Below are 13450 nucleotides of genomic sequence, written 5' to 3' on the forward strand. Positions count from 1 at the left end.
CCCTACCCCGTGAACGTAATGGCCGAGTTGAAGCCCCACAGGGACAGCGACAGCACCATGTCCATGGCCACGATGGCCACCGAACTCGCGCGCACCGCCTTACCCGAGGCGATACCCACACCCTCCGGCCCGCCGGTCGCGAAAAAGCCGAAGTAGCAGTGGATCAGGATGACCACCACCGCGAACACGGCCACCTTGACCACCGCGGCGATCACGTCGAACCCGGACACGAACTGGAAGAAGTAATGGTCGTACACACCGGCAGACGCCCCGTGCACCAGCGTGATCAGCCCGCGGCAGGCCGCGTAGGACAGGATCAGCGCGATCAGGAAGGTCGGCACGATGGCGACCGCGCCCGCGAGCACGCGGGTGGTCACCACGAAGGGAACCGAACGCAGACCGAGGGATTCGATGGCGTCGATCTCCTCGGAGATGCGCATCGACCCGATCTCGGCGGTCATGCGGCAGCCCGCCTGCGCGGCGAACCCGATGGCGGCCACGATCGGCGCCAGCTCACGGGTGGTGGCGTAGGCCGACACCAGGCCGGACACCGGGCCCATGCCCAGCATGTCCAGCGTGGTGAACGACTCCACCGCCACCGACGCGCCCATGACCAGGCCGAGCACGATCATCATCGGCACGGTCCCGCCGCCCACGATGACCGAGCCACGGCCCCAGGTCATATCCGAGATGGCCCGCATGGTCTCGCTGCGATAGCGCTTCAGCGTCAACGGTATCGACGACAGCACCTGCCAGACGAAGGCCAGCGTGAAGCCCAGGTTCTCCACCCGGCGCAGGATCAGGCCACGGCGGCGATAGGCGCGCGCGGCCCAGCCCAGCCCCTTGGGCACATAGGTTGCCGACATCAGGCCAGCCTCGTGGGCAGGAAGAGATCGGTGATCTGGGTGGCGACCAGATTGACGGTCACGATCGACACCACCGACAGCACCACCGCGGCATTCACGGCGTCGGCGACACCCCGCGGGCCGCCCTTCGCCTCGAGCCCGCGCTGGCAGGCGATGATCACCACGAGGAAGCCGAAGATCACAGCCTTCAACAGCGACACCCACACATCGGCGGTGGTGGTGAAGGATCCGAAGGTGGACCAGTACGAGCCCGGCGTCACGCCCTGCCCGCCGATGGCGACGCCGTAGCCGGCGAGCACGCCCACGAAGATGATGAGCACGTTCAGCAGCGGCGCGACGAAGACCATGGCCACCAGGCGCGGGATCACCAGCCGGTGAATCGGGCTGATGCCCATGGTGTTCAGCGCGTCGATCTCCTCGCGAATGGTGCGCGCGCCCAGATCCGCCGCCAGTGCCGCGGCGCCCGCGCCGCCCAGCAGGAAACCGGTGGCCAGCGGCGCGCCCTGTTTGATGACGCCCAGGCCGCCGGTCGCGCCCAGCAGTGAATCCGCGCCCAGGGTGTGAATCAGATTGCCCACCTGGACCGAAACGATGACGCCGAACGGAATCGCGATGAGCACGGCCGGAATCGCCGTCACGGTAATGAGCCGCCAAGCCTGGAGAATGGCTTCTTTCCATTGGAATTGGCGGCGCGCGATATCGGTGACGGTGCCGACCACCGCTTCCTCGGCAATTCCGACCGCGCGACCGAAGGTGCGCAGCGACGCCACCGAGGTGCTGGAGAAGTTGTCACGCACGATGCGCACGGCGGACCGACTAGGGACGGCCCGGGTCATCGCAGGACTGCTTCTTCGAGACGCCGGAACCGACGTGTGGTGGCGAGCTTCAAATTTCTTCTCCGTGATCGGCAACACTGCCTGCCATCAAAGCTAATGGTTACGCGGAGTTACATCAAATCGGTTCGAGGTGTGATCGGAACCTCCAAGTTACCTACCGGTACATCCGGAGTCAGTCCCGGTCAGCGGGACGAATAGCCATGTGACCTGCAGTTCTAGAACGTGTTATCAGAGCAGATCGGCTATAACTATGACGCTGAGCACGCCCCGGGCGAACCCCCGGCGAGGCGGTTTCGGGGCCCTCAGCCATACCTGAAGCCGAATAGAGTGATCTCGCAGCAACCCCAATTTCCCATCGAACCCACGCGAAACGCGGACAGTGCGTGTTCACTGTCGCTGTGGACAACACGGTGTCGGCGGTCCTGCACACGATCGAAGCCGGCGACTGGGCGGAATTCGCGAAACTGGTGCATCCCTATGTGCATTGGACCGAGGACGGCGTCACCACCCGCGGACGAACCCGCGTCATGGCGCTGCTGTCCCGGCACGATGCCACCAATCCCGCGACGTCCTACGAACTGCGCGACGGCCAGATCTATCGCTGGAACTCCTGATTACGGACTGACCGCCAGAAAAACGAAGGCCGAGAACAACACCAGGTGCACACAGCCCTGGAGCAGGGTCGCGCGTCCGGGCACCACGGTGAGCGCGCCGACCACCACGGTCAATGCCAGTAGCACCATCTGGGTCGCGCCCAGGCCGAGCATGAGCGGACCCTCGATCCAGACCGAGGCGAGCGCGATGGCAGGAATGGTCAGTCCGATACTGGCCATGGCCGAACCCAGCGCCAGATTCAGCGAGATCTGCACCCGATCGCGGCGCGCAGTACGCACGGCCGCAATGGTTTCGGGCAACAGCACCAGCATCGCGATCACCACACCGACCGCGGACTGTGGCAGCCCGGCCGCGGCGATACCGGATTCGATATTCGGTGTGTCCACCTTCGCCAGCCCGACCACGCCGATCAGGGCAACCAGCAGCAAACCCAGACTCAGCAACGCCTGCCCACGGGTGGGCGGCTCCGCGTGCTCATCGTCGACGGCCGCGATCCCCTCGACGGGCAGGAAGTCGTCCGGATGCCGGACCGTCTGCACCATGACGAAGACGCCGTAGAGAACCAGCGACGCCACGGCGGCGAAGGCCAGCTGCGAGGTCGAGAACACCGGGCCGGGTTCGCTGGTGGTGAAGGTGGGCAGCACCAGGCTCAGCGTCGCGAGTGTCGTGACCGTGGCCAACGCTGCGCCGGTGCCCTCGGCATTGAAGACCGCCACCCGCCGCCGCAGCGCGCCCACCAGCAGCGAGAGTCCGAAAATGCCGTTGCACGTGATCATTACAGCGGCGAAGACGGTGTCGCGGGCCAGCGCGGCGGACTTCTCCGGACTGGACACCATGAGCGTGACGATCAGCCCGACCTCGATAATGGTCACCGCCACCGCCAGGATCAGTGATCCGAACGGCTCGCCCACCCGGTGCGCGACCGTCTCCGCGTGGCGCACCGCGGCCAGCACCGCGCCGATCAGCACGGCTCCCACCAGTACCGCCGGGACCGGGCTCAGCTGCCGGCCCCAGGCCACCACCAGCACCGCGGCGCCCAGCACCGGGAGGATGGCCGGCCAGTACCGCCTGCAGAAACCCACCATGACCCCATCGTTGCAGCAAACCGTCCGCACACCCCGTAAATGGGAGCCATGCCTCCCCCGAACGCATTACCGCATGAGTGCGTCCCGGTGAATTAGGCTGCCCACGTGGACGACACCGGAGCCGCCGACGCAGCGCTACCGCACCCGCACGAGCCGCACGACGAGGGCCTCGCCGCCCGCCTCAACTGGTTGCGGGCCGGCGTGCTGGGCGCCAATGACGGCATCGTCTCCACCGCCGGCCTGGTGGTCGGTGTCGCCGCCGCGTCCACCGACTCCAGTGCCATCCTCACCGCCGGCGTCGCGGGTCTGGCGGCCGGCGCCATCTCCATGGCGGTCGGCGAATACGTCTCGGTCAGCACCCAGCGCGACTCCGAGCGCGCCCTGCTGTCGAAGGAGAAGCGGGAGCTGGCCGAGGAGCCGGAATACGAACTGGCCGAGCTGACCCAGATCTACCGGGCCAAGGGCCTGTCCGCCGCGACCGCCCGCCAAGTGGCCCAGGAACTCACCGCACACGACGCCTTCGCCGCCCACGCCGAGGCCGAATTGGGTTTGGACCCACACGAACTCACCAATCCGTGGCAGGCCGCGCTGTCGTCGGCCGTCTCCTTCACCATCGGCGCCATCCTGCCGATCCTGGCCATCCTGCTGCCCCCGACCCAGTGGCGCATCCCCGTCTGTTTCGCCGCCGTGCTGGTGGCGCTGGCCCTGACCGGGTCGGTGAGCGCCCGGCTCGGTGGCAGCAATCCACGCCGCGCCGTGCTCCGGGTGGTCATCGGCGGTGCGCTGGCCATGGCCGTCACCTACGGAATCGGCCAGCTGGCAGGGATTTCCGGACTCTAGCCGGAGGGCCGGCCCGAATCCACCAGCGGCGCGAGCGGATTCGCCGGCCCGCCGTCCGGGCCCACCGGCGCCGGGATATTCACCGGATGCGGTGCGACGGGCGCCGGAATCACCACTGGCGGAGCCGGATCCGAGGCCGGTCCCGGAACGGACGGAACCTGTTCGGCGGGAGCGACATTGGGCGGGCGCGGAGCGGGCGCGACATTGGGCGGATGCGGAGCGGGGGCGACATGGTCGTGACGCGGCCGGGGGACATTCACGATCGAGGTGTCGGCAATCGGGCGATCACCGGACGAGGTGAGCCAGATGCCCGCCCCGACAGCCATCGCCATGAGGACGGCGGCCAGGATCACGCGGCCCAGCCGCCGGGGGTCGATATCGCCGTGGTCGCGCCCGATCTCGTCTGCCGTGCCGAGCATGGCTGTCCTCCTTCGGATTCCGGGCGGCGACAACTAGGGAGCGGGCGGGGGCGGGGGCGGGGGCGGCACCAGGAACGGGAGGATCGGGGCCAGAATGTCCGGCAGTGCGGGGGCCGGTGGTGGAGGCGGCGCCACCGGGGCGGGTGCGGGCGGCTCGGGAGCCACCTGGACCGGCGCGGGCGGAGGGACGTATTGCTCGGTGTGCGGGGCGGGGGCAGGGGCAGGTGCGGGCGCCGGGGCGGGCGTGGGATTCTGCGCTGCGGCCGGGGCGGGCGGTGGCGGTGGTGGTGACGGAGCGGCGGAGGTGGCGGGCGGGGGCGCCTGGGGCTGTGCCTTGACGGACACCGGGGCGGTGGACGTGGAAGCCGGTGGGGTGTCCGGTGTTTCGGCGCCACCGGGTCTCTCGAGCGCGGCCCACATGGTGCCGCCGATGAGGGCGACGATCACGCTGAACGAGAGGACCAGGAGGCCGCCGAGCACGTTGGCGGGCATCGTCCCCACCGCGGTCAGACCGGGGGTCCCGTCATTCGCTGCGACGGCGGGCTCCTCCCCCGCCGCACCGGGTCTCTCGCGTACCGCGCCCACCGCCATCGGGGAACTCCTTCGGCTCGAAGCACACGCTCGTAGATCCGAAATGCTTCTCCTTCAAGGCACGGTACACAGATTTGCTGATTATCTGAACCGGCTACAAGGTAAGGAAATAGTTCCAGGTAGATATCTATCCAAACCGATTGCCAGTAAGTTGCGCTCAATCCAGGGTGAGCACCACCTTGCCGAACGGGTCACCGGTCTCGAAGTATTCGAACGCCTCGACCGCCCGCTCGAACGGATACACCCGATCGATCACCGGCCGCATGCCGTGCTCGGCCATGGTGCGGTTCATGAACTCCAGATCCGCCCGGCTGCCCACCGCGATGCGGCGCAGGCCGGCATACTTGCCGCCCAGCGGATCGGCGGGTTGCTGCCCCGGCTCGGCCGGGAAGGCTCCGATCAGCACGACCTCGCCGTTGTAGGCCGTGGCCGCAAGGGATTTCGCCAGCGTCCGCTTGCCCACCGCCTCCACCACGCGCTCTACGCCCAGGCCGTCGGTGAGCTCCAGCACCACCCGCTCCCAGTCCGGGGTCACGGTTCGGTCCACCACCTCGTCCGCGCCCAGCTTGCGCAGGCGCTCGCCCTTCTCCGGCGACGAGGTGAGGGAGATGACCTGCGCGCCCAGCATTTTCGCGTGCTGCACCGCGAAGAGGCCGACCGGACCCGAGCCCACAGTGAGCACGGTGTCGCCCGGGCCGACCGGCACCGGCTTGGTCACCGCGGCCCAGGCCACCAGACCCGCGCAGGTGAGGGCGGCGGCTTCCGCGTCGGTGAGATACGGCGGCACCTGCACCACCGAATCCTCTTCCAGCAGCACGTAGGTCGCGAGCCAGCCGTCGTGGGTCGCGCCGTACTGCTCACCGCTCAGCGCCCGGGTCTGCGGGCCGTCGTTCCAGCCGACGAAGTAGGTGCCCATCACCCGGTCGCCCAGCGCCGCGCGGGTCACGCCCGCACCCAGGCCGATCACCTCACCGACGCCGTCCACCAGCGGCACCACGCCCGGCCGGGCCGGCACCGGGTAGGTGCCCTCCATCAGCATGATGTCGCGCCGGTTCAGGGAGGCGGCGCGCACCCGCACCAGCACCTGGTGCGGTCCGGGGATCGGCGGCGCCTGCACCGCCGTGCTCAATCCGGCCATGCCGCGCAGCGGATCCAGGTGGTAGGCAACACCATTCGGGTTCTGATCATGTCCATCGCTCATGGCTCCGAGTCTGTGCCGCGCCGGCCGCCACCGCGATTCCCTGCAGGGAATGATCACGGCGCGGCTCCCCGTCCGTGTGACGATTCCCTGGAGGGAATCGCGACGCGACACCGCCTCGAACACAGTGGAGGTATGACGACCATGGCCCCGGCCACGACCACACCGTTCGCACAGCAGCTCCGCGGCTGGCGGACACGGCGGCGGTTGAGTCAGCTCGATCTGGCCATCGCCGCCGAGACCAGCCAGCGGTATCTGAGCTTCCTGGAGCAGGGGCGCTCACAGCCGGGACGGATCATGGTGGTCCGCCTGGCCGAGGTGCTGGGACTGTCCCTGCGGGAGCGCAACGCAATGCTGCTGGCGGCGGGCTATGCGCCGATCTTTCCCGAATCCTCGCTGGACGCACCGGAACTCGACGCGGTCCGGCATGCGCTCGACACCATCCTGCAGGGGCATCTGCCGTATCCGGCCGTGGTGACCCGGCCGTTCGGCGTGCTGGTGGCGGCCAATCCCGGATTCGAGCTGCTGACCGAGGGCTGTGCGCCGGAGCTGCTGGAGCCCCCGATCAATGTGCTGCGACTGGCCCTGCATCCGGACGGGCTGGGCCGGCGGGTGGAGAACCTGCCGGAGTGGGGGCGGCACGTCACCGACAGCCTCCGCAATCGCGCGGGCCGCAGCCCCGATCCCGCGCTGGACGCGCTCATCGCCGAACTCGACGGCTATCTGCCGCCGGTGGAGCCGGGCCCGGGACATCTGGGTTTCGCGGTGCCGCTGCGGCTGCGGTCCGAGGCGGGCGAGCTGCGGCTGATCACCACTGTCACCTCGTTCGCGACGGCCACCGACATCACCCTGTCCGAGCTGCACCTCGAGGCGTTCCTGCCCGCCGACCAGGCCACCTCCGACCACCTGCGCGCCCGCTTCGCCCACGCGTAGACGCCGATCGGAGCTCGATTCCGGCCGAATGCTTGTCGCCGAATACTCGTAGACGTATATTCGTAGACGAGTAAGGGGGTGCCGGATGGCCCGCAGGCGCAAGGTCGCCAATCTGATGGGGCTGGCGGTGCTGTCCGCCGTCGTCGTCAAACCCATGCATCGATACGAGATCGCCGCGCAGTTGCGGGCATGGGGCAAGGACAACGACATGAGCGTCAAGTGGGGCTCGCTCTACACGGTCGTGGACAACCTCGCCAAGCACGGCTTCCTCGAGATCGCGGGCAGCGAACGCGACGGCGCCCGGCCGGAACGGACCATCTACCGGATCACCGACGCCGGGCGCGCCGAACTCACCGACTGGACCAGGGAACTCATCGCCGACCCCGAGCCGGAGAAGCGCCGCTTCGTGGCCGGGCTGTCCGTCGCCTCGGTGCTGCCGCCCGACGAGGTCGTCGACCTGCTCACCCAGCGAATCACCAAGCTGGACCGGACCATTGCCGAAAGCCGCACCCAACTGGCCGCCCTGGACGGCACAGTGCCGCGGCTGTTCCTGATCGAAGAGGACTACGAGCTGGCCATGCTGGCAGCGGAGTCCGAATGGGCACGCGCACTGCGCGATTCGCTCGCCGACGGCAGCTTCCCGGACGTGGAGGGCTGGCGGGCCTGGCATCGCGACGGCGTCATGCCCGCCGACATCGCAGAGCCGGCGGAAGGGGGAGCCGACACACCGCAGTCCCAGCACGACTGATCCACATGGACCGGGCCCCGGCGAGGGTGCTGCAACACCACCGCCGAAGCCCGGGAACACACCGTCTCGAACCGCGTCCGTGCAGGCGAACCCGGCACCGAGTTTGGCAACTACAGGATAACTGGGTTCTCCACGCGCGGGACGGTTCGGGGTTTTCGACACCCTGCGAACACTTCTCGGGAGAGAAACATGTCCATTCGTTCCGCACTCGTCATCGGTGGCGGCATCTCCGGCCCCGTCACCGCCACCGCGCTCCACAGGTCCGGTATCGACGTCACCGTCTTCGAGGCCTATCCGGGTCCCGCCTACGGCATCGGCTCCAACCTGGCGCTCGCGCCCAACGGCGTGGCCGCGCTCGACATCGTCGGGGCCGGCGACGCGGTGCGCGCCCACGCGGTGCCCATCAGCCGATCCTCGATGTCGGTCAACGGCAAGCGATTCGAGCTGCCCGGCATGACCGATATCGAGCCGCTGCGGGTGATCGACCGCGCCGACCTGCACCAGGTACTGCACGACAGTGCCGTCGCCGCCGGGGTGCGCTTCGAGTACGACAAGCGGCTCATCGAGGTGGAGGAGCACGCGGGCGGGGTGACCGCCATCTTCGCCGACGGCAGCAGCGCGACCGCGGATGTCCTCATCGGCGCGGACGGAATCCGCTCCACCGTGCGCACCCTGGTCGATCCGAAGGCCCCCGGGCCGACGTACCTGCGCATGCTCAGCTTCGGCGCGTACACCGACTGCCCGATCGACCTGGAGCCGGGCATGATGACCTTCGCCTTCGGCCGGCGCGCCTACTACCTGTACTGGGCCATGCCCGACGGGCGGGTCTCGTGGGGCGCGAATCTGCCCAGCGAGCAGTACTACTCGCTGACCGAGGCCCGGGCCGTCCCCGCCGAGCAGTGGCTGCGCACGCTGCGCGAAACCTACGCCGGGGAGGATCCGGGCGAGCAGCTGGCCCGCAGCACCACCCCGGCACAGCTGGCCGTGATCGGCGCGCTGCACATCATGCCGCCGGTGCCGCACTGGTACCGGGGCCGGCTGGTACTCACCGGCGACGCCATCCACGCGCCCAGCAACACGTCCGGGCAGGGGGCCTCGCTGGCCATCGAGAGCGGGATCGAGCTGGCCCGGTGCCTGCGCGATATCGACGATCCGGCACGGGCTTTCGCCACCTACGAGGCGCTGCGACGGCCGCGGGTGGAGGGGGTCGCGGCCCGCGTCGCCCGGATGAACCAGACCAAGGCCGCCGGGCCCGTCGCCCGCAAGGCCATGCAGCTGATGATGCCGCTGCTGTTCAAGCGGATGGATCCGGAGAAGATGCTGGGCGGTGAGCAGCGCTTCCGGATCGACTGGGACGCCACTGTGCGGCCCGCCACCGTGTCCGCCTGACCGTCGAGCGGCCCGACCGTCGCAAGCCGATGCCCCGCTGCGGATTCCGCGGCGGGGCATCGGACGCCACGGTCAGCGCACCGGCAGGACGTCCGGGCGGTCGGCCTCGTCGAGCAGCTTGGTGGCGATATTGTCGATGGCCTGATCCAGCAGGACCCGATCGGCGGCATCGGTGGAATCCCAATCGGTGAGCTCGGTTTCGAGCCAGCGCTTCCACGCGCCGCGCACCCGATCCACCTCCTGCACGCCCTTGTCGGTGAGTGCGAGCTGGTCGCCGTCACGGCGCAGTAGACCCTCGCGTTCGGCCTTGTCGTATACCGGGCCGATCAATTCCACCGGGATCCAATGAGTTCGGGCGATGTCGTCGATGGTCGCCGTCCCGCGCAAGCGGTTGTACATGCGCACCTGGCCCAGCGCCCACGCCTCGTCGCGGCCCAGCGAACTGCCCGCCGCCGCCAGGATTCCCGGGTCCGGCACGCCATTGTCGCGCTGCTTGCTCAGCACCCGCGCGACGCAACGCTCGAGCTGCACCAACCGGTCGGCGGAGTCCGGCACGGAGAACTGCTCCCCCACATCGGTGGCCTCGGCCCGCGCGCTGTCGCGGAGTATCACCTGCTTCAGGAAGAACGCCACCACGAATCCGAGCAGCGCCACGGGCACCACCCAGCGGAAGACGAAGTCGATGGAGTCCGCGTAGGCGTGAATGATGGGTGCGGACTGCTGTTTCGGCAGATCCCGCAGCGCCGCCGGATTCTGCGCCGCCTGCGGCGGGACCCGCGCCTCGATCAGCGCCGCCTCCAGATTCGGGCGCAGCTTGTTCGTGTACAGGGTGCCGAACACGGTGGTGCCGAACGCGCTGCCGATGGTGCGGAAGAAGGTGACGCCGGAGGTGGCGGTCCCCAGATCCGAATACGAGACGCTGTTCTGCACGGCGATGGTCAGCACCTGCATGGCCAGACCGACGCCCAGCCCCAGGATCAGCATGTACAGCGACATGACCCAGAAGCTGGTGTTCGCGCCCATCGTCGACATCAGGTACAGCCCCAGCGCCATCACCGCGCAGCCGATGATCGGGAAAGCCTTGTAGTGCCCCGTCTTTCCAACGATATTGCCGGACAGGATCGACGTGAAGAACAACCCGACCACCAGCGGCAGCGTGCGCACTCCGGATGCGGTCGCCGAAACACCCTGCACGTATTGCAGATACGCGGGCAGGTAGGTCATGGCGCCCAGCAGCGCGAATCCGACGATGAAGCTCAGGATCGAGCACACCGTGAACACATTGCTGCGGAACAGGTGCATGGGCAGCATGGGTTCGGGGGCCCGGAACTCCGCGGCCACGAAGGTCGCCATGAGCACCACCGCGGCCGCGAACAGGCCGATGATGGTGGGCGAGCCCCACGCGTATTCCTGCCCGCCCCACTCCAATCCGAGGATCAGGCAGGCGACGCCGACCGCGATCAGCGCGATGCCGAGGTAGTCCACGATCGGTTTGACGACCGCCCTGGTCATCGGGATGGTGCGGGCCGCCAGCGCGATCATGACGATGGCCAGGGGGACATTCACGTAGAAGCACCAGCGCCAGCTCAGGTGGTCGGTGAACAGCCCGCCCGCCGTCGGCCCGATGACGGTGGTGATGCCGAAGACCGCGCCCAGCGCGCCCTGGTACTTGCCGCGTTCGCGCAGCGGGATGACATCGGCGATGAGGGCCATCGAAGTGACCATGAGCCCGCCCGCGCCCAGCCCCTGCACCGCGCGCGCCACGATGAGCAGCGTCATGCCGTTCGCGAGCCCGGCCACCATCGAGCCGATGATGAAGACGGCGCCGCTGATCTGGAACACCAGCTTGCGGCCGAACAGGTCGCCGAACTTGCCGGACAGGGCGGTCGCGATGGCCTCGGCCACAAGGTAGGCGGTGACCACCCAGGCCATGTGCCCGGCCCCGCCCAGATCCGCCACGATGGTCGGCAGGGCGGTGGAGACGATGGTGGAATCCAGCGCGGCCATGAGCATGCCGAGCGCGACGGTTCCGAAGATGACGTTTCTGCGGGCCCGGCTCAGCGGACGAGGCGGGGCAGGCTTCTCGGCGGTGGCGCTGGCACCGGTCATCGGCCCAGTATGTGGCGCTCACCAGCCACTCTGCGGCAACGACACGGCACCTCGGCCATTCCAGCAGAGTGACCGATCAGTTCGTGTGCGGCACCGGTCAGTTCGCGCGCACCGCGTACCCGCCGAGCGCGGGTTCGAGGGTGTCGAAGGCCGCGGCCACCTGCTCGCCCAGCACCGCGGCGATGGCGTCGTTCGACTCCCCCGCGACCGTCCGCCGCAGCACCTCCTCGAACAGGGTGCGATGCACGCCGCCCAGCAGCGCGGCCGCGAGCCGGGCAGTGAAATCATCTGCGGCGCAACCAGTTTCCCGCGCCAGCACCTCGGCCAGCCGCCGCTCCCGGTCCTCGTGGAACTCCCGCAGCCGCGCCACCAGTGCGGGGCTGCCGGTGATCAGGGCGGCGAAGTCCGGCCCGGAGAATCCGGCGAGCACGGCATCCTTGTCCGCGACCGCGGCCAGATACACCCGCCGCAGCGCGGCCAGCGCCGACTCACCGGCCCGCCGCTCGCGCACCGTGACCGCCGGACCCGCGACGAAGGCGTCGTGAATATCCAGCACCAGGTCTTCCTTGCGCGGGAAGTAGTTGGTCACGGTCATCTTGGCCACCTCGGCCGCCTCGGCGATCTCGGCGATGGTGACATTGCCGTAGCCGCGGTCCAGGAACAGCCGGGTGGCTGTGTTCGAGATGTTCTGTCTGGTCTGCAGCTTCTTGCGTTCGCGCAGGCCCAGCGGCGCGGCGGTGGGCGTGGATGCCATGAAACCATTATCATCACCATTTTATGACTGTCACAAGTTTGCCCCGGCCCGCGAGGGCTACCGCCGGAACTTACTCTGAAGTAAGGTCGAACAAACGACTCGAATTGTGAGGTCAGCAGCCATGGCATGGAAGCCCAGCGAAATCCCGGACCAGACCGGACGCACCTTCGTGATCACCGGCGCCAACGGCGGGCTCGGCGAGCAGACCACCAAGGTGCTCGCGGGCAAGGGCGCCACCGTCATCATGGCCTGCCGCAATGCCGCCAAGGCCCAGGAGGTGGCCGACCGCATCGAGGGCGATGTCCGGGTGGCGAGCCTGGACCTGGCCAGCCTCGACTCGGTGCGGCAGTTCGCCGACGGCACAGGCGAATTCGACGTGCTCATCAATAACGCGGGCCTGATGAACATCCCGTTCTCCCGCACCAAGGACGGCTTCGAAACCCAGTGGGGCGTCAACCATCTCGGCCACTTCGCCCTGACCGGGCTGCTGCTGGACCGGATCCGCGACCGGGTGGTCACCCTGGCCTCCATCGCCCACAAGCAGACGCCCAAGCTGTGGATCGACGACCTCAACTACGAGCACCGCCGCTACCAGCGCAATCTCGCCTACGCGCAGGCCAAGCTGTCGAACCTGATGTTCGCCCGCGAACTGCAGCGGCGGCTGACCGAGGCCGGCTCGGCCAAGCGCTCCTACGCGGTGCACCCGGGCGTCTCGGCGACCGACCTGTTCGCCCACACCGAAACCGTCCTCGACAAGATCTCGAAGCCGTTCATCCGGATCGTGGGCCAGTCCCCGTACCACGCGGCCTACTCCTCGCTGTTCGCCGCGACCGAGACCGACGCCGACCCGACCGTGTACTGGGGTCCCACCCGCTTGTTCGGCAGCCAGGGCCCGGTCGAGCCCTCGCCGTCCAGCAAGATCTCGCAGGATCCGGAACTGCTGCGCCGGCTCTGGACCGAGTCCGAGCGTCTGACCGGGGTCACCTACAAGTTCTGAGCCTCGTGCCCGTGGCCCGTCGCATCATCCAATGCGGCGGGCCCTGCTGTTACCCACCTCCTACTACGCA

Annotated in this window: 14 protein-coding genes; 6 read left to right on the forward strand and 8 right to left on the reverse strand. The window is 68.6% G+C overall.

From position 1 onward, the window contains the following. Positions 1 to 2 precede the first annotated feature (2 nt). Entirely contained in the window at positions 3 to 866 is an 864-nt protein-coding gene (locus ACFXN1_RS38390; protein WP_379387864.1) for an ABC transporter permease, read from the reverse strand. Beyond that, positions 866 to 1702 (reverse strand): ABC transporter permease, encoded by an 837-nt coding sequence (locus ACFXN1_RS38395; RefSeq protein ID WP_379436447.1) that lies wholly within the window; start codon positions 1700 to 1702, stop codon positions 866 to 868. The genes ACFXN1_RS38390 and ACFXN1_RS38395 overlap by 1 nt, the downstream gene beginning before the upstream one ends. A 383-nt stretch (positions 1703 to 2085) precedes the next feature. Here ACFXN1_RS38395 and ACFXN1_RS38400 point away from each other — a divergent pair, with 383 nt between their 5' ends. After that, on the forward strand, positions 2086 to 2316 hold the full coding sequence (locus tag ACFXN1_RS38400) for a nuclear transport factor 2 family protein (protein WP_354850256.1): 231 nt from the start codon (positions 2086 to 2088) through the stop codon (positions 2314 to 2316). On the opposite strand, the gene ACFXN1_RS38405 is transcribed toward ACFXN1_RS38400, so the two are convergent. Further along, entirely contained in the window at positions 2317 to 3402 is a 1086-nt protein-coding gene (locus tag ACFXN1_RS38405; RefSeq protein ID WP_379436445.1) for a calcium:proton antiporter, read from the reverse strand. A 105-nt stretch (positions 3403 to 3507) separates the two neighbouring features. Here ACFXN1_RS38405 and ACFXN1_RS38410 point away from each other — a divergent pair, with 105 nt between their 5' ends. Further along, positions 3508 to 4242, forward strand: a complete 735-nt coding sequence (locus tag ACFXN1_RS38410; protein ID WP_379400630.1) for a VIT family protein — start codon at positions 3508 to 3510, stop codon at positions 4240 to 4242. On the opposite strand, the gene ACFXN1_RS38415 is transcribed toward ACFXN1_RS38410, so the two are convergent. The 3 genes from ACFXN1_RS38415 to ACFXN1_RS38425 form a co-directional block, all read right to left on the reverse strand. Continuing rightward, the gene (locus tag ACFXN1_RS38415) at positions 4239 to 4661 is read right to left on the reverse strand and encodes a hypothetical protein (RefSeq protein WP_379436444.1); all 423 of its coding nucleotides are present in this window, start codon (positions 4659 to 4661) and stop codon (positions 4239 to 4241) included. The genes ACFXN1_RS38410 and ACFXN1_RS38415 overlap by 4 nt on opposite strands. 33 nt (positions 4662 to 4694) lie before the next feature. Then, complete coding sequence (locus ACFXN1_RS38420) at positions 4695 to 5252, reverse strand: hypothetical protein (RefSeq protein WP_379436443.1); 558 nt, start codon at positions 5250 to 5252, stop codon at positions 4695 to 4697. Between the two features lie 157 nt (positions 5253 to 5409). Next, entirely contained in the window at positions 5410 to 6453 is a 1044-nt protein-coding gene (locus ACFXN1_RS38425; protein ID WP_379400633.1) for an NAD(P)-dependent alcohol dehydrogenase, read from the reverse strand. Between the two features lie 132 nt (positions 6454 to 6585). On the opposite strand from ACFXN1_RS38425, the gene ACFXN1_RS38430 reads away from it, so the two are divergent. The 3 genes from ACFXN1_RS38430 to ACFXN1_RS38440 all read left to right on the forward strand — a co-directional run bounded on the left by ACFXN1_RS38430 (position 6586) and on the right by ACFXN1_RS38440 (position 9520). Continuing rightward, positions 6586 to 7383, forward strand: a complete 798-nt coding sequence (locus ACFXN1_RS38430) for a helix-turn-helix domain-containing protein (RefSeq protein ID WP_379400634.1) — start codon at positions 6586 to 6588, stop codon at positions 7381 to 7383. Positions 7384 to 7468: 85 nt separating this feature from the next. Beyond that, positions 7469 to 8131, forward strand: coding sequence for a PadR family transcriptional regulator (locus ACFXN1_RS38435; protein WP_379400635.1), 663 nt, complete (start codon positions 7469 to 7471; stop codon positions 8129 to 8131). A gap of 189 nt (positions 8132 to 8320) precedes the next feature. After that, entirely contained in the window at positions 8321 to 9520 is a 1200-nt protein-coding gene (locus tag ACFXN1_RS38440; protein ID WP_379400636.1) for an FAD-dependent oxidoreductase, read from the forward strand. A 72-nt stretch (positions 9521 to 9592) separates the two neighbouring features. On the opposite strand, the gene ACFXN1_RS38445 is transcribed toward ACFXN1_RS38440, so the two are convergent. Both ACFXN1_RS38445 and ACFXN1_RS38450 read right to left on the reverse strand, forming a co-directional pair. Next, positions 9593 to 11629: an MDR family MFS transporter gene (locus ACFXN1_RS38445; RefSeq protein ID WP_379436441.1), complete on the reverse strand. Its 2037-nt coding sequence runs from the start codon at positions 11627 to 11629 to the stop codon at positions 9593 to 9595. 97 nt (positions 11630 to 11726) lie between these two features. Beyond that, positions 11727 to 12383: a TetR/AcrR family transcriptional regulator gene (locus tag ACFXN1_RS38450; protein WP_379400637.1), complete on the reverse strand. Its 657-nt coding sequence runs from the start codon at positions 12381 to 12383 to the stop codon at positions 11727 to 11729. A gap of 121 nt (positions 12384 to 12504) precedes the next feature. On the opposite strand from ACFXN1_RS38450, the gene ACFXN1_RS38455 reads away from it, so the two are divergent. After that, positions 12505 to 13380 carry an oxidoreductase gene (locus ACFXN1_RS38455; RefSeq protein WP_379436439.1) on the forward strand — a complete coding sequence of 292 codons (876 nt, stop codon included), beginning with the start codon at positions 12505 to 12507 and terminating at the stop codon, positions 13378 to 13380. Positions 13381 to 13450: the final 70 nt, after the last annotated feature.

The organism is Nocardia sp. NPDC059154 (genome assembly GCF_042755705.1).
GTDB lineage: Bacteria > Actinomycetota > Actinomycetes > Mycobacteriales > Mycobacteriaceae > Nocardia.